The organism is Chryseobacterium edaphi, from assembly GCF_025628985.1.
Classification (GTDB): domain Bacteria; phylum Bacteroidota; class Bacteroidia; order Flavobacteriales; family Weeksellaceae; genus Chryseobacterium; species Chryseobacterium edaphi.
The window spans coordinates 187033-204999 of sequence record NZ_JAOTEM010000004.1; the positions used below are offsets into that span (position 1 = coordinate 187033).

Annotated in this window: 10 protein-coding genes; 2 read left to right on the forward strand and 8 right to left on the reverse strand. The window is 34.9% G+C overall.

Features of this window, described 5'->3' with window-relative positions; genetic code table 11:
* Positions 1-327 precede the first annotated feature (327 nt).
* The 6 genes from NZ698_RS15325 to NZ698_RS15350 form a co-directional block, all read right to left on the reverse strand.
* Entirely contained in the window at positions 328-1041 is a 714-nt protein-coding gene (locus tag NZ698_RS15325; RefSeq protein ID WP_263004073.1) for a 3-ketoacyl-ACP reductase, read from the reverse strand.
* Between the two features lie 358 nt (positions 1042-1399).
* A complete protein-coding gene (locus NZ698_RS15330) occupies positions 1400-2983 on the reverse strand; it encodes a calcineurin-like phosphoesterase C-terminal domain-containing protein (protein ID WP_263004074.1) in 1584 nt (527 codons plus the stop codon).
* Between the two features lie 19 nt (positions 2984-3002).
* Positions 3003-4454: a SusD/RagB family nutrient-binding outer membrane lipoprotein gene (locus tag NZ698_RS15335; RefSeq protein WP_263004075.1), complete on the reverse strand. Its 1452-nt coding sequence runs from the start codon at positions 4452-4454 to the stop codon at positions 3003-3005.
* 13 nt (positions 4455-4467) lie between these two features.
* The gene (locus NZ698_RS15340) at positions 4468-7443 is read right to left on the reverse strand and encodes a SusC/RagA family TonB-linked outer membrane protein (RefSeq protein ID WP_263004076.1); all 2976 of its coding nucleotides are present in this window, start codon (positions 7441-7443) and stop codon (positions 4468-4470) included.
* Between the two features lie 283 nt (positions 7444-7726).
* On the reverse strand, positions 7727-8473 hold the full coding sequence (locus NZ698_RS15345; protein ID WP_263004077.1) for a glycerophosphodiester phosphodiesterase family protein: 747 nt from the start codon (positions 8471-8473) through the stop codon (positions 7727-7729).
* A gap of 66 nt (positions 8474-8539) precedes the next feature.
* Positions 8540-11629, reverse strand: a complete 3090-nt coding sequence (locus tag NZ698_RS15350) for a TonB-dependent receptor (RefSeq protein ID WP_263004078.1) — start codon at positions 11627-11629, stop codon at positions 8540-8542.
* 242 nt (positions 11630-11871) lie between these two features.
* Between NZ698_RS15350 and ligA the strand changes: the two genes are divergently transcribed.
* Positions 11872-13887: an NAD-dependent DNA ligase LigA gene (ligA, locus tag NZ698_RS15355; protein WP_263004079.1), complete on the forward strand. Its 2016-nt coding sequence runs from the start codon at positions 11872-11874 to the stop codon at positions 13885-13887.
* Positions 13888-13974: 87 nt separating this feature from the next.
* On the forward strand, positions 13975-16473 hold the full coding sequence (locus NZ698_RS15360; RefSeq protein ID WP_263004080.1) for a DUF7619 domain-containing protein: 2499 nt from the start codon (positions 13975-13977) through the stop codon (positions 16471-16473).
* Between the two features lie 79 nt (positions 16474-16552).
* On the opposite strand, the gene NZ698_RS15365 is transcribed toward NZ698_RS15360, so the two are convergent.
* Positions 16553-17206, reverse strand: a complete 654-nt coding sequence (locus NZ698_RS15365; RefSeq protein ID WP_263004081.1) for a DUF1349 domain-containing protein — start codon at positions 17204-17206, stop codon at positions 16553-16555.
* A 98-nt stretch (positions 17207-17304) separates the two neighbouring features.
* Entirely contained in the window at positions 17305-17865 is a 561-nt protein-coding gene (locus tag NZ698_RS15370) for a sugar O-acetyltransferase (protein ID WP_263004082.1), read from the reverse strand.
* Positions 17866-17967 lie beyond the last annotated feature (102 nt).

Consider the following 17967-nt stretch of genomic DNA (forward strand, 5'->3'; position numbering starts at 1 on the left):
TCCTTTCTTGCATATTATATAACGGATGTCCAAAAGTTCAGACTTCTTTCCAGCAAAAGGAAAGAACTTGTATAGGTTTAGAATTCCTAAACCTTTTTAAAAGATTGGTTTTCACGATTATTAAGTTTTTAGTTTATATAAAATTATGAAAAATATTGATTGTATTGAAACTTTTTCATCAAAAATGACAACACAAAAAAAAGCGGGATAGTTCCCGCTTTTATATCATCTTATAATGAAAATTTAAATGTTTTTTATAAAATCCATTCATCCGGGAATGGTACTTTTTGTATTTCAACACAGATTTATTCTATAATTTCTATTTTCTTATGGATTTGTAGAAAAGATAGAACCATTCGCAATTAAAGCACGTCTGTTCATTTTCAAAATATCTCTTACCCATTCTGCGAAGTCTTCCGGCTGAAGAACTTTATCAGGATTTCCGTCTGTTAATCCGCCTTCGATAGACATATCTGAAGCAATTGTACTAGGAGTTAGAGTTACAACTCTGATGTTTTGTTTTCTCCATTCTGCCATCATAGATTGAGATAAAGAAACAACTGCTGCTTTTGAAGCTGCGTAAGCCGACATATTTGGACCGCCTTTCAAACCTGCGGTTGAAGCAACATTGATGATATCACCTTCACCTTTTTCTCTCAGGAAAGGATAAACTGCTTTTGCCGCATAATACACTCCGAAAAGATTGGTTTTGATAACCTGTTCCCAAACTTCAGAAGACATTTCTTCGATCGAACCGAAATCTCCGATTCCTGCATTATTGATTAAGATATCAATTCCGTCTAATTGTTCTGCTAAAGATTCTATTCCTGCTTTTACGTGAATTTCGTTATCTATACTAAAAACGGCATATGATGAATTGACACCCAGTTTTTTGATTTCGTCAACGGTCATTTTAAGGTTTTCCTCGTTTCTTCCTGTGATTCCAATATTTACACCTTCATTGGCAAGGATTAAAGCAACTGCTTTTCCAAGACCTCTTCCGCCACCCGTAATGATAGCATTTTTTCCTTGTAAGTTCATTCAATTAATTTTGATGGTGCAAATTTACAAAACCATTTTTTTAAACAAGCGTTTATAATTTTGATTTAACTGAAATCTATTATAAGTAAATTCTATCTGGGTGTTATTTTTTAACGCCATGGTCGCAAAAGGTTTTTAATTAAAAATGAAATTATTTTCGTTCGCAATGGCGTTCCACTCAGCAATATTCACAATTGGTAATTCTGAATAGAATCTTTAGAATTATATTCTTTTATGTTAAGATAAATTAAAGTACAATTATTCAGCTAAATTTAATAATCAGGAAATTCTATTTAAAAACAAAACCGACTTACGAATAAGCCGGTTTCTGAAAGTAATATATAAAAAATTGAAATAATTAAGGAATAAGGACTCTGTTTTTCACTTCAAAATCATCTGCGGTAGTGAATTGATTTCCATACATATCATATGCTCTCACCTCAACTTTGTGTTTTCCGAGCGTTAATTTATTACTAAACCCTCCTACCCAAATGTGTTTTGAAAACTCAGGGTTTGAAGGTCTTCTTCCAGGGAAAAGTTCTTGGGTTGTATCCCATTTGAATACGGACTGTGCAAAATTTGGGTCGATGGTTTCGTTATATTCCATTTCTTCCCATTTTCCACCGTCAATTCTGTATTCCACTTTGTCTTTTTTGCTTCCAATGAAGAAATTAGCCAAAACTTTAGCAGAAGTTTTCGATGGGAAAGGAATCACTTTAGGCAAATACAATTTGATCTGGTAATCTTCCGGTTTTCCGGCAGTTTTGTATTTAACTTTATATTGATTGTCATTAAAACTGATGAATGAATATCCTTTTGCAGTACCATCTCTCATAGTAGAAGTTGGCAATCCGATTTCGTCTGAAGTTCCTGACCACCAATCTCCGCAAGTGGTTCCTACATTGTATTCGTGAAGATCTTTTGCACCGTTCCAACCTTGAGGTTTTCCGTAGAAAATCTGTTGCTGAATGTGAGTGTGAGCTGATAACACTAAAGCATTCTGAAAAGGTGAAAGCGCATCAAACAATTTCTGACGATCAGCATTTCTGAAATTGTCTTCATTTGTATGATCCAATGGAATGTGGAAAGAAACCACGATCAGTTTATTTTTATCGACAAGCTTTAAATCATTTTGAATAAACTGAATCTGATCATCACGAAAACCTCCCCAATATCCTTTTCCGTCTCGTGGATCGGGATATAAAATATCATCCAAAACCATGAAGTGAACGTTCCCGTAATTGAAAGAGTAATTGGCAGGACCGAAATTGGATTCAAAAGTTTCGTCTGAAACCAAATCTTCTTTTGCCTCATAATTCATATCATGATTTCCCATGACATTGTACCAAGGAAGTCCGATCTCTTTCATGACATCTGCGTAAGGCTTTTGAAGGCTTAAATTATCACCCACCAAATCTCCCAAACTGATCCCGAAAACAGCATTTTTCTTTGTTCCTTTTACTTCGTTAACGATAGCTCTTTTGAAATAATCTAATTCTTTTTCTGTGTATGGTTGCGGATCTCCGAAAACAAGAATGTCAAAATTTTTGCTTTCTTCCTGCTTTTCCAGTGCGAAATTTACTTCTTTTGGAAGCGTTCCGGTCGGCGCAACTCCTTTATATTTATAATCTGTAGGTGAACCTTTTGGCTTGTACTGATAATAATATTGAGGAAGATTATTTGAATTTAAAGCTAATTTATATCCTGAAGGTTTAATGACAAAAATCGTCTGATCTTCCTGAATCGGTAAGCTGTATTTCCCATTTTTATCGGTTAAAACAACCTGCGCTCCGTTGGAAACTGAAACTCCTTCAACTCCTTTTTCCTTATTTTCTTTCTTCTGGTTTTTGTTGTTATCTTCAAAAACATATCCTGAAACCGAAGTCTGAGAGAATGCCATCGCTGAAACTAACAGACACGGCAATATTATTTTTATATTCATTTTTTTAAACTTAAATTAATTACTGATTCCACCAGTTGATCACATTGATATTATCTCCTCCAATTGACTGCACAGCCGCCTGATAATTGGTAGTATTAAGAATCTTGGTTTGAACAGGATACATTAGACGTTGAGGTAATTTTCCGTCATTCAATAAGCCTCCGTTGTTTGGAAGCACCGGAAAGCCAGTTCTTCTTTTTTCATACCATTGCTGTTGATCTACAAAGAAAAGAGCAACATATTTCTGAAGCATAATTCTCTGTAAAGTACCGTTATAAGCAACATTCGGATTGGTAAAATAGTTGGCCGGAACTACTCCGCCCCATTGTTCTACAGCGGCTTTCACACCGTTTTCGTAGAAAGTCTGAGCATTTCCTGAGATGATGCCTTTCTGAGCAAATTCCGCAAGAGTCAACTGAAGTTCTGCGTAAGGATAAATAAGAATTTTGAGTGGCGCTTTTGCCAAATTCTGATTCATATTTGACGGCTGATAAGTAAATGTTGTTCCGGGAGCATAACCTGCAGGAGCACCTTTGTAACCAAGATTTGCCTGAGTCGCAATATCTTTTGCCTGAGAAAAGAAAGTAGCGAGTCTCGGATCGCTGTTGCTTTTCAGTGTTTCGACAAAAAATTCAGCAGCAGCTCTACCTGTTGTAAAATCCTGCGGTCTTGCAATCGGAGGCAAAAGCGGCGCAACCCCTGTAATATCTAAACCTGCAGTATCTGCATTACTTGTCATTAAAGGATAAACAGTAGGATTATTAACAATTTCCTGAATTTTCCCATGCACATCTATTTCACCATTTTTCTTTAAAATTCTCCCCAATAATCTTAATGACAGAGAATTACAGAACTTTTTACATTTCACAGTACCTGCAGCTGATGCACCTGCACCAAAGAAAAGATCTGCATCTGAAAGTGGCTGCGTGGTTACAAATAATGAGTTTGCCGTTTTTAAATCTTCAAGAAGTTTTATATAAATATCCTTCTGCTTATCAAATTTTGGCTGGGTAATTCCATCCTCTACACGAGACGCCTCACTGAAAGGAATATCACCAAAAGTATCGGTAAGATTTGCAAACATCCATGCATTCATCACCATAGAGATTGCCTGATAATTTTTATCACCTTGCAACACTGCAAAATCATACATTTCCTTGTTTTGTCTCAGCCATTTGTAAGAAGTATTCCAGTAAGAATTTCCTGTAGATTCTGTAATGTAATATCTGCTGAGCGAGTTTCCTTCATTAGGAAAATCGATAGAAACCTGCATGATATCAGAAGTGAAACTATTGGCTCTGTTGTAAGCATTTGCTGCCATGTTGTATTGTATCGGCATCAAAAGACTTCCAGCTGTGGGTGTATTGATTTTGCTGGTGTCTGTATTTATTTCTTCGAAAGATCTGTCACACGATGTAAGCATTGCGGCCGCCAAAAGCACTGTACAGAATTTTGAAACTTTATTTTTCATAATTTTTCTTTTTTTAAAATTTAGCATTCAGTTGTATACCAACGGTTCTTGCTGTTGGCAACTGACCAACCTCAACGCCCGGTGTAATAGAAGAATCGTTAAGCGTTGCCGCTTCAGGATCGAAAAGTGGGAAATTCTTTGTCAACATCATCAGGTTTCTTCCATATAAAGAAAGGCTCAGATTAGACATTTTAAGATTCTTCACGATATCCTTTGGGAAATCATAAGTAATTGTTGCTTCTCTAAGTTTAATAAAACTTGCATCGAAACTGTTGGTTTCTATATTGGCTCTTCTGTAATAATCTCCGTAATAGGTATGAAGTGCAACCGCTTTTGTATTGGTAGAAAAACTGCCGTCTGCATTTTGTACAACACCTGCACCAACGAAAGTTCCATTCGGGTTGTCTCTTCCCGGCAAAGTATTCTCAAGCTTACCTTGCTCAGACATTTTGTGATGGGACTGAGAGTAAACCATTCCTCCGTACTGACCATCGATACTGAATGAGAAAGAAAGGTTTTTATATCTGAATGTATTTTGTAAACCACCTCTCCATTTGGCGTATGCGTTTCCTACGTATTCTATTTTTGTAGATTTTGCCGTCAAACCATCCGAACCGTAAATTACCTGACCGTCCGGAGATCTTTGTAGTTTTGCTCCGTACATATCTCCTAAAGATCCGCCTACTACAGCATTGAAGAAAACAACTCCTCCTACGGATGACATTGTGTAAGGTTCTCCATTAAATTCACCGGGCAACGATAGAATTTTATTTCTGTTCATCGACCAGTTGGCATTTACATTCCAAGAGAAATTCTGAGTTTTTACAGGATATGCTCCCAAAGTCATTTCGATCCCTCTGTTTCTGATTTCTCCTGCGTTGATAATTCTTGTAGAATATCCGGTTTCTATCAATGTTGGGACAGGAATAATCTGATTGTCTGTATTATTTTGATATACTGTAAGATTGTAGGTTAATCTATTTTTGAGAAAACTAAAATCCATCCCCGCTTCAATATTGGTATTCATTTCAGGTTTTAGATTTGGGTTGAAATAGATTGAAGCAATCTCTGCAGAATTATTAAAATCGCTGGTATTATAAGTCTGATATAAGTTATAAGGATCTGTATCACTTCCTACCATCGACCATGAAGCTCTCAGTTTCCAGAAGTTAAAATTGTTTGATTTTAGATTAAAAATATCTGAAAGTAAAATAGATGTTGCTACTGATGGATAGAAATACGATCTATTTTCTTTTGGTAGTGCACTCGTCCAGTCGTTTCTTGCCGTAACATCCAAAAACACAACATTATCGTAATTTAAAGATGCTAAACCATATAAACTGTTCGTTTCTTTATCTCTTGGCTGAGGAACTTTTGTGATAAGAGCAATAGCATTGGTAAGCTCATACAAACCAGGAATTTTCAATCCTGTAGCACGATAATCGTTTAATACATATTCGTTGTAGCGAAGGTTTCCACCTGCTGAAGCATTAAAACCAAATTTCCCAAAATTATTTTTATAGCTGAATAAAATATCTGTATTAAATTCAGAATTTTTAATTTGTTGCTCTCTGTAATATCCCTGAAGATAGTTTGCAGAACTGTAAGGTCTTTTTGTAGTTCTTAATTCATCTGTAAGCTCAATCCCTGAACGTAACATCACGTCAAAATTTTTGGCAAATTTGTACGTTGCAGTGACATTTCCGGTAATAAATTTTTTATCTAATCCATTAAGCATTTCATAGGCAATCAAATACGGATTATCGATAAATGAACTAAACGGATGTATCTGATCAATCTGATTTTGTCCTTTTTTCCAGATTGGTCTGTACCAGCTAAGATCTACATTCGGATTTTGGAAAATCATGAAATAAGAGATCGACTGATTGTTGTATCCCGTAGCCGGAAGATTATTACTTTTCGTGTTATTGTAAGAAAATTTAGTTACAATATGAAGTTTATCACTTGCATGATGATCTATTGACAAAGCTCCACTGAATCTGTCGAAGCCTGTATTGGGCATCATCCAGTTATTCTTTGTGTAATTTAATGATCCTCTGAAAGCTGTTTTTTCTGTAGAACTTTCAAGTGATAAATTATTAGCATAAGTAGTTCCTACTCCCCAAAAATCTTTAATATTATTTCTGTAAGGTTTCCACTCTTGTCTTTGAAGACTTTGTCCTTCTACTGTAGGATCGTATTGGAAATAAGACTGGCCGTCAAATTTTGGTCCAAAAGCACTACTTGTAGAACCTGTATTTACACCATCCGGAGAAGCTCCGTACGAATAATAAAACTGTCCCGCAGTATTTTTCTGTAAAGTTCCCTGTCCGTACTCGTACTGATAATCCAGCCAATGTAAAACGGAATCAAAGCCAGTATTAGAATTGAAAATTACATTGATTTTACCATTTTTAGATTTTCCTGATTTTGTAGTAATCATAATGGCTCCATTCATTCCTCTGGATCCATACAAAGCTCCTGCAGTTGCACCTTTCAGTATCGTAACAGATTCTATATCTTCAGGATTGATGCTGTTGAAATTATTCCCGAAATCTACTGGAAGATCACCACCGGTTCCTGCTCCGTAAGCGGCATTTCCTGTTCCGGTATCTGTACCTCCCAGTGGAACACCATCTACAACGATCAAAGCCTGATTCTTATCCATGATCATCGAAGCACTCCCTCGTAAAGTAATTTTTGCAGATCCTAAAGGTCCTGCTCCTGCGGTTTGAATTTTCAGACCCGCTACTTTACCTTCCAAAGCTTGCGCCCAGTTATTATTTTGAGTTTTTGTAAATTCTTCTCCATCTACCTTTTCAGCAACATAACCTAATGATCTGTCTTGCCTTTTAATTCCGAGAGCTGTAACAACAACCTCTTCAATGTTCTTCACACTATCTTTCTTTACTTGTTGCTGAGCGGCCATATTGACGCTTACCAACCCTAAAACGGATAACAGAAGTAATTTTTGAGTCTCCTTACGCATATCTAATTTTTGTTTGCGCAAAATTAAAATTACATTATGGTTACGGTCTTAACAAGGTTTTAACATATCTTAAATAATTCTTAAACGCTATATTAATTTATTTTAACAAATAGAATTATCTGTCTATTATACACTCCTTTAGAGACATTACGAAAGCTTAATGCTATTCATAAAATAAATAGACCGTAACTTTATAGTTTTTCCCCCGAAAATATTAGAAAATTTCATAAAAAATGCCCGACAGAAATCTGCAAGGCATTGAATCTAATAATAAAGTAAAAAGTTATTTGTTCTTTAACTGATCAGGAATATTCGTTGTTACAAATCCTATCCCCTGATTTTTAAGTTTTTCGTAAACCGCAACGTCATTGACCGTCCAGGAATTTGTAATTAATCCCAATGCTTTTGCTTCTGAAATCCATGTCGGATTTTTTTCGAAAATGCTGTAGTGGTAATCAATTCCGTCAAGACCTTCATCTTTGATCTGTTGCGGAGATAATTCTCCTCTTAAATACTGAACTTTAAATGAAGGCTCCAGTTTTTTAATTTCCTTGCAGATATTTAAGCTGAAAGAAATAAACTCGCTTTGAGATTCAAGTTTCAGATCTTTGATCATTTTGATGGTTTTTGCCGTCAACTCATCTTCTTTTTCTTTAGTTTTATCAGGCTTGATTTCTACGATCAGTTTTAAAGATTTATCTTTTTTTCCTTTCTTTAAATAATCTTTCAGGGTCGGAAATTGTTCTCCGTTTGAAAGTTTTACTTTTTCAAGTTCTTTGAAATCTGTTTCTGAAATCTCCATTTTTGCATGATGCTCGTCATGATTGATGACTAAAACACCATCTTTGGTCATTCTAACGTCAAATTCAGATCCGTAAATTTTCAGATTCTGAGCATTCTCTAGAGATTTCAATGAATTTTCTGTTGTAGGAGGATTGGTCTGAAAATAACCTCTGTGTGCGATAATTTGGGTTTGTGCATTCATAATTCCTGCGCTTAAAACGGCTAACCCTAAGATAAAATTTTTCATAATATAAATTGGAAAATTAAATGTAAAAGCCCCGAAAGACTTTTACATAAAGATAATATTAAATTTTTAGAACGTGTATTTAGCTCCTAACTGAATCTGGTAAGGATTTCCTGATAAAGGTTCTAAACCACTTGTATTTAAACTATATTTAAATTGTTTGGTGATAGGATCAAAACCTGTGATTCTGTAAAGTGCTGTATTTCCGTAAGATTTGTTTACGCCCCATTCTTTATTCAGCATATTGGCTACGTTGAAAATATCTACAGAAAGTTCGAAACCACCAATCTTTTCAAATTTAATCTTTTTGGCAATACGAAGATCCCAAACACCGAAGAAGCCATTTTTACCACCATTTCTTTCTGCAACCTGATTATTATAGTCTGTAATATAGTTTTTCAACGCGTCACCCACTTCAGGATTATCAATTAAAGTTTGGGTAAGACTTGGGAAAATATAAGCCAAATCGTTGGTATCCACAAAATCTCCATTGATGTTTCCTCCCGAAGTTACAGAGAAACGCGTACCTCCAATTCCTGAATATCTGATTCCTAAAGTGAATCCCGCAATGGTTGGAGAGTTTCCGTACACCACCACTTTATTTCTAAACTGATTATCAGAGTAAGACATTCTCAAATCTCGAGGATCGCTTTGCACCAAAGTAGATAAAGTTGCTGAGTTAGCTACGTTTCCGTTGTATGAAGTATTGTCTTTAATATCTGACCATGTGTAACTTGCGGTGATCTCTCCATCTCTCCAGTAACGGTAGCTCGTATCAACAACGAATGAAAACTGGTTGACTTTACCGTCACTTACAAGTTCTAAAACACGACCGAAGTTTTGGTTGATTCGTCCGTCCTTCCAGTTCATGGTTCCATTTGCCGGATTCACCGTACTTAAAGGAACATAAACTCCTCTTCCACCTTCATTACCCAAAGTAAAGTAAGGATTGGCAACCATGTTTCTGTCATAATAGAAATAATTGTTTCTACCTAAAGCCATATATCCCGCAAGTCCAGCTCTGAATCTCTCATTGAAGAAATGTGTATAAGAAATGTTTGCCTTGTAAACAATCGGGATTTTCGCATCATTTCCGGTATAGTTAATTGTTGGAAGCTGATATTGCTGCAATGAAGGAACTGTAGAATAATCTGCTCTGTAACCAGGGAAATTAGGTGTAAGACCAATCTGAGTAGGATTGACATCTACCGTAGCAAAATGATTTCCATCGAATACTAAATTATTAATTACCATATAATTATTAATATCCGATGAGAAAATTCCTGCCCCGAATTTTAAGAAATCTTTATTTCCTTCATTGATATTCCAATCAAACTGGAATCTCGGCTGAATGATAAAGGATTTAATTTTATTGTCGGTTCTGATTCCCATTTGATCAAACAGCTTTTGGTTAAATTCTGCTTTTGGATAACCGCCGTAATCAAATCTCACACCTGCCATTAGATCTAAACCTTTTGCAATTTTGGTCTGCATCTGACCGTACAATCCTAAATTATATATACTTGATTTCACAGACGTATCTTGCACCAACGGCACTTCTCTGTAATATCTGTAAGGCGTAAGATTATTAAAATTATCAATTCCTAAAAACTGAAATCTACCATTCACTTCACTTCCATAAATCGATTTTGATCTGGTATACATCAAGTCGGCACCGAAAGTGTATTTTATTTTATCGGTATTGTAATATAAATTATCTACCAATTGAAAAACATTATTTTTGAATCCTTCCTGAGCAAAACGATGTCCTCCCATTTGGATATTCGTGGTTAAATTCGTTCCGTCAATCGTAGAAGCTACACGTTCTACAATAGCTCTCGGAACCGTTCTCCCTAATTCATCATTCTGATAACTATCCTGAAAAGTATATAGATATTGCGCTTTTAATTCGTTGGTTAAATTAGGCTTTAGATTTGATCTCAAAGTCATTAAAAGACTGTTATCTAAGTTTTTATCATTAGCATACGATTCAAAGAAATTTATTGCCGTGTTATCCTGCAATCCGTTTTTATTAAAATCGTAAGTGAAATTATTTCTAAGGGTTAACAAGTTTTTCTCATTAATCTGCCAATCTAAACGCAAAAATCCTGCATCAGAATTTCTTACTCTATCAAAAGATCCAAATTGCTGCGTGTTTCCAACACCATATTTTGCTCTTCCTATATTGAGTACCTGATTCAGTGATTCGTTGGTTACCCCAAGTCTCAACGCATCAGCATTGCTCCGAATATCTGCAATCAGCAACGGCTTTGAATCAATCTGATGATCCCAAGCTGCAAAAAAGTGTAATTTATTTTTAATAATCGGTCCACCTAAGGAAACCCCGAACTGAGATGTGGAAAAGTCATTTACACGTTCATTTCCTCTGATATCATATTTACTAGATAACCATCCTGTTCTTAAATATTCCCATGCACTTCCTGTAAATGTATTTGTTCCTGATTTTGTAACTGCGCTTACCGTTCCACCGCCACTTCTTCCTAATGTAACATCATATTGGTTGGTGGTAATCTTAAATTCACGTACTGCCTCAATCGAAATCGAGTAAGGAGCACCACTTCGGCTTGTCGTAGAACCTGCAGAAGTAGGATTTTTTGCAGTCATCCCGTCAATCGTAAAATTAGTTGAAGATCCCAACTGACCCGATAAGTTTCCGCCTTTACCACTCAAAGGAGATAATTCGGTAAGATTGGTGAAATTTCTTCCGTTTACAGGTAAGATTCCGATATTTTTTGCGGTGATTGCCGTAGCAGCGCCCAAATTCCCAATCTTGTTTTTTAAATTTCCGACAATTACAACCTCTTCAATCGCTTTTTCACCGGAATTCTCCAAACTCATGTTTACGGTAACCTGATCACCAAAATTGACATTATAGCCTTCTCTTTTCTCATCATTTACAATCACCGTATAAGGTCCTCCCAATGGAATTTCTTTAAAAATATATTCTCCCTTGGAATTGGTTTCCGTTTCTGTTCTAAAGCCGGTAGATTCATTTACAATCGTTACTTTAACTTTGTCTTGACCCACATTTCCTGCGCCATTCACTTTCCCAACGATAGAGGCCTGAGTGGTCTGAGCATAAGCCATCGTACCCATTCCTAAAAATAATAATCCTATTACAATCTTTACTCTTTTCATTTTGTTAAATTAGATGCGCAAAGGTATCCTGACTTTTTCATCCCTTTGTTTAAGGGAGTTTTAACATTTTTTTAATTAAACTGCAACATAATATTAACGCATCGTCAACAGAGATTTTATAAATTGAAATATCAGTGAGTTAGGATGTATTAAGCTATTTTAATATTCTCATCTCATTTAATTATTTTATTTTTTTAAATTGAAATTACTTTGGTTATTTTTGCGTTTAAATAAATTTCCCAATGTCCGAAAACATTCAGCAAAAGATAGATCAGCTCCGTAAAGAACTCAATCAGCATAACGAAAACTATTATCTGATGGATGAGCCGAGCATTTCTGACCTTGAATTTGATTTACTACTACAAGAACTTCAGGATCTTGAAGCCAAACATCCGGAATTTCATGATGACAATTCTCCAACAGTGCGAGTCGGTGGCGGTGTAACAAAAATTTTCCCGACCATTCAGCATCAGTTCAGAATGTATTCTCTGGATAATTCCTATGATTTTGATGATTTGGCAGACTGGGAAAAACGAATCATTAAAACCATTGATGAGCCTGTAGAATTTGTTGCTGAATTAAAATATGACGGTGCTTCAATTTCTATTTTATATGAAAACGGAAAGCTGGTTCAGGCAGTGACGCGTGGTGACGGTTTCCAAGGTGATGAAATTACTTCAAACGTGAAAACAATTTCAGACATTCCGATAAAACTGACCGGAGATTTTCCTGAGCGATTTTTTATGCGTGGAGAAATTTATTTAACAAGAAAAAACTTCGACAAAATCAATAAGCAGCGTGAAGAAGAAGGTCTTGATCTCTTTATGAATCCGCGAAATACGGCAAGCGGAAGTCTGAAAATGCAGGACAGCGGTGAAGTTAGAAAACGCAGACTTTCATCAGTTTTATATCAATTTGTTTCGCAGGAAGTTCCGGCAGAAAGTCACTGGGAATTGCTTAATCAAGCTCATGATTGGGGATTTACAATTTCAGAACAGGCAAAACTCTGCAAAAATTTAGATGAAATAAAAGAATTCATAAATTTTTGGGATACGGAAAGACACAACTTACCTTTTGAGATTGACGGAATTGTTTTGAAAGTAAACTCATTAAAACAACAGAGACAGCTTGGTTACACAGCAAAATCTCCTCGCTGGGCGATGGCTTATAAATTTAAAGCCGAAAAAGTAGAAACTAAACTTGAAAAAGTAACTTACCAGGTCGGAAGAACCGGAGCGATTACACCTGTTGCCAATTTAAAACCCATTTTACTAGCAGGAACAACCGTAAAGCGCGCATCTCTTCACAATGAAGATATTATTAAAAAACTAGGTCTGCACGAGCACGATTTTGTCTATGTGGAAAAAGGCGGCGAGATTATTCCTAAAATTGTTGGTGTAAATGAAGAGAAAAGAACTTCTAACAGCAAAGAAATCGAGTACATCAAAAACTGTCCGGAATGTGGAACTGAACTGATAAAACTTGAAGATCAGGCGATTCATTTCTGCCCAAATGATCTGCACTGTCCGCCTCAGGTGGTCGGAAGAATGATTCATTATGTTTCGCGAAAGGCTTTAAATATTGATAATCTGGGAAGCGAAACTATTGAACAGCTTTACAAAGAAAGACTAATAGAAAATCCTGCTGACTTTTATACATTAACAAAAGCACAAATTCTTCCTTTGGAAAGAATGGCTGAAAAATCTGCTCAAAATATTATCGATGGAATCGAAAAATCAAAAGAAATTCCTTTTGAAAAAGTATTGTTCGGAATAGGCATTAAACACGTTGGAGAAACTGTTGCGAAGAAATTGGTTAAGAACTTTAACACGATTGATGATCTTAAAAAAGCGACTGCTGAAGAACTTTGTCAGGTGGAAGATATCGGGATGAAAATAGCGGTAAGTATCGTAGAATTCTTCAATAATCCGGAAAACATTCTGATGCTTGAAAGATTAAAATCTTACGGTGTTCAGCTTGAAAAAGGAGAAAATACCAACGAAGTTTTATCAAATGCTTTAGACGGAAAAACCTTTTTATTTACAGGAAAGCTATCTCTGTTCACTCGAGAAGCTGCTGAAGAAATGGTAGAAAAACATGGTGGGAAAAACATTTCTGCAGTTTCTAAAAACTTAAATTATCTGGTTGTTGGCGAAAAAGCAGGAAGCAAATTGAAGAAAGCGCAAGATATTGGAACTATTAGTATTTTGGATGAGCAAAAGTTCCTTGATCTAATACAAAATAACAATCATATTTAAAATTTAACATAATATATCATTGAGGTTTTATCTTAATGATATATTTTTGTTTTTCTACGTGTAAAGAATTTAAAACTAATAATCTGTATGAAAAAAATTTACTTTTTAATTTTAATATTTCTGTTTTCTGCATTTCAGGCGCAAATTGTGAATATTCCTGATGCTGCTTTTAAAAATTTTTTGTTAACAGCAAATTTTAGTAATGGTTATGCGAAGAATCAATTTGGAATTAATATCGCTATAGATACAAATAACGATGGTCAAATACAACAAAGCGAAGCTAATAATGTAGTAAAACTATCTGATCTTAACTATGCAAACAGAGCAAACATACAATCTGTAGAAGGTATCAAAAGTCTTACTAATTTATCAGAATTATATCTATTTGGGACTTCCGTTTCGACTGTTGACCTAAGTACTATGACAAATCTGGTTGCATTAACAGTAAATTATAACTCGCAATTAACCTCTCTAAATATTGCAGGGTGCACATCTTTAACAACTATATTATCAGAGCATAATAATATTACAAATTACGACTTTCAAAGCAGTTCATTAAAAAATCTTACGATTGACAATCAAAATTCGCCTCAACCGGTCAATAGTCTTAATGTTGTTAATTGTCCTAATCTTGAAAAATTATTTATCACTAAAACCAATATACAATCTTTTAACTTAAGCAATATGAGTTCTTTAGAATCTCTCAAAATTGCACTTAGTCCATTAACAAATAGTATTAATTTAACAGGTTGTACAGATTTATATAATTTAGAAATCAATACATGTGCATCACTTACAAATCTTCAACTGAATAATTTACAAAGTCTGGTAGGAGTATCTCTTTCTCATACTCCACTTTCTTCATTATCAATAAATAATTGTACAAACATAGAATCATTTGTTGTAAATAATTGCAGTCTAACATCTTTAAATCTTTCAAATTTTCCACACCTAAGATTGTTTGGGACAATTAATAATAACTTCACAACTCTAGATTTAAGTCTTAATCCACTATTAGAGAATATAACAATCTATGACAATCCACTTCTAAAAAACATTAATCTGAAAAGCGGAGGAACTGTTTTAAACGTAACCTCTTGGTTTCATATTAATAATAATAACCCTAATCTTAAATATATTTGCTGTGATAATGATGATTTCACAGCTATCAGCAATTATTTATCTTCATATTCGCTCAACAATATTGTATTAAATTCTTATTGCTCTTTCACACCGGGGGGTACTTTTTATAAAGTGGTGGGAAATACAAAATATGATGTAAATAATAATGGCTGTGATATCAATGATGTTATCAAACCTTTCCAGAAATTTTCGATAACCAGCGGATCAACTTCGGGAAATATGATTGCAGATGCTTCCGGAAATTACTCTATCCCTGCACTTTCGGGTACTCATACTATTACACCAATTTCAGAGAATCCAACTTATTGGACAATTTCTCCAAGTGTTATAACTGCCAATTTTCCTACACAAACGAGTCCTTTAAGTCAGAATTTCTGTCTCGCTCCCAATGGAAATCATAATGATCTGGAAGTCCTTATTATCCCGACAACAATAGCTTCTCCAGGTTTTAATGCAAAATATAAAATCATTTATAAAAACAAGGGAACAACTACACAATCAGGAACATTGGTATATAATTTTGATGATAATCTGATGAATTTCCTTAGCTCTACACTAGCTCCAGCTTCGCAATCAACAGGAATTTTAAACTGGAATTTTGCCAATCTTCTTCCATTTGAAAGTAGAGAAATCACATTGACATTTGTACTCAATACTCCGACACAAACACCACCTTTATCGGGAGGAAATATTTTAAGTTACTCTTCTCAAATCAATGGTGCTGTCGACGAAACTCCTTTAGATAATACATTTACATTAAACCAAACAGTTGTAAATTCTTTTGACCCGAATGACAAGACTTGTTTAGAAGGAGCTACAATTGCATCTACACAAGTTGGAGATTATGTACATTATTTAATTCGTTTCGAGAATACAGGAACTGCAAATGCACAAAATATTGTGGTAAAAGACGTGATCGACACATCAAAATTTGATATTAATACTTTACAAGCTTTGCATGGAAGTCATAGCTTTGTAACGAGAATTACAAACTCAAATACTGTAGAATTTATTTTTGAAAACATTCAATTACCTTTTGCAAATGCTACTAATGATGGTTATGTAGCATTTAAAATCAAAACAAAATCTACTTTGACGCTTGGACAAAGCTTCAATAATTCCGCAAATATTTATTTTGATTATAATGCTCCGATCGTTACAAACACATATACAACAACAGTTCAAAACGTACTCGGAACATCGGAAATTAATAATGATAGGTCAGAAATCAGTATTTACCCGAATCCCGTAAAAGATATCTTATTTATCAAATCAAAAGAAAAAATTGTGAAAGTTGAAATTTTTGATTCTGCAGGACGAATTTTAAATTCTCGAAGTCTCAATGGCGATTCAATCAATGTATCTGAACTTTCCAAAGGCAATTACATGATCAAATTAATCACAAAAGATCAATCGGTGATTCAGAAATTTATAAAAAACTAATTTTTAAAATACAAAGACTGTTTATGAAGACAGTCTTTTGTATTTATAAGAAATGATTTGACATCTTTAACTGACTATACTAATTTTGATTTTTCTTCAGCCATTCCAAACGACGCTGGTCCGGAAGATGCTTGACAGAAAAGCTTTCGAAAGTTGCTTTGAAACCATTTCCATCAGGACTTGCCGCCATAAAACCAACTTTCACGGGTGTGTTGTCTTGTAAATAGGCATTCCTCATCATCACATATTCTTTATCGTCGAAGGAATAGAAAATCTCGATCGCATCGAGTCTTCGTATTGCTTTTATCCAGACAAAAGGTGGTGTTTTTTCTAAAACAATAACACTCCAGTCGCTGGTTTTATGGGTAACAACTGTACTTAAATTGAACTTTCCGTCAACGAATTCTACTCCTGCTTTGATGTAGTTTTGCTCGTCAATTCTCAACATCAATCCTATTTGGTCGAAACGGACTTTGTAATCTCCGGTGATTTTTACTTTAGCTTCAAATTCTCCACCGTAGGTTGAGTAATAAAATGGTGCGTCGTCTACTGTAAATCCGTAATGCGAAATTCGCCAGTAATCACTTTGGGGAGTGACATTCATGATGAGTTTTTTGTCTTTGATTTCCCATTGCTGAGGTTCGTTGAACCATGTCATTTTTTCTAAAGACTGCGCTTTTAAACCTTGAAATAAATTCAATGCTATGATTGATGATAGTATTATCTTTTTCATTTCTGAATGATTTTGTTCTCGCAGATTAAGCTGATGGCGCAGATTATTTTATCTGCTAAATCTGTACAATTTGCGAGAATTTTAAAAATTTAAATATTCTAAATTTTTCTGATTACTCTACATGGATTTCCCACAGCCAGAACATTGGCAGGAATATCTTTTGTAACTACACTTCCAGCTCCTATCACGGTATTATCGCCAATAGTAACTCCAGGAAGAATACTGCAGCCAGCTCCGATCCAAACATTATTCCCAATTGTGATTGGATAGGCATATTCTAAAGCTTTGTTGCGCTGCTCAACGTCAAAAGGATGTCCAGCTGTGTAAAAACCGCAGTTGGGAGCGATGAAAACATTGTCTCCGAAAGTCACTTTTGCACAATCGAGAATGACAACATTGACATTGATATAGAAATTTTCGCCAATCTCGATATTATAACCGTAATCGCAGTAAAATGGTTGTTCGATATGAAAGTTTTCTGTTGTTTTTCCGAAGAGTTTTTTGATCAGACTTTTTCTTTCTTCAATTTTTGATGGTTGCAATTGATTATACTCAAAGCACATATCTTTTACCTTTTCTCTTTCCTCCATCAAAAGCTCGTCGGTTGCATCATAGATTTTTCCGCTCAGCATTTTTTCTTTTTCGTTCAGATTATTCATTGTATTTTTACTTGATTATTGGCAAATGTATGGTGTTTGAAAGCTTTGAACAATACTGATTTATAACCATTTTTTTGTGTCATTAATTTTAATTAAACTCAA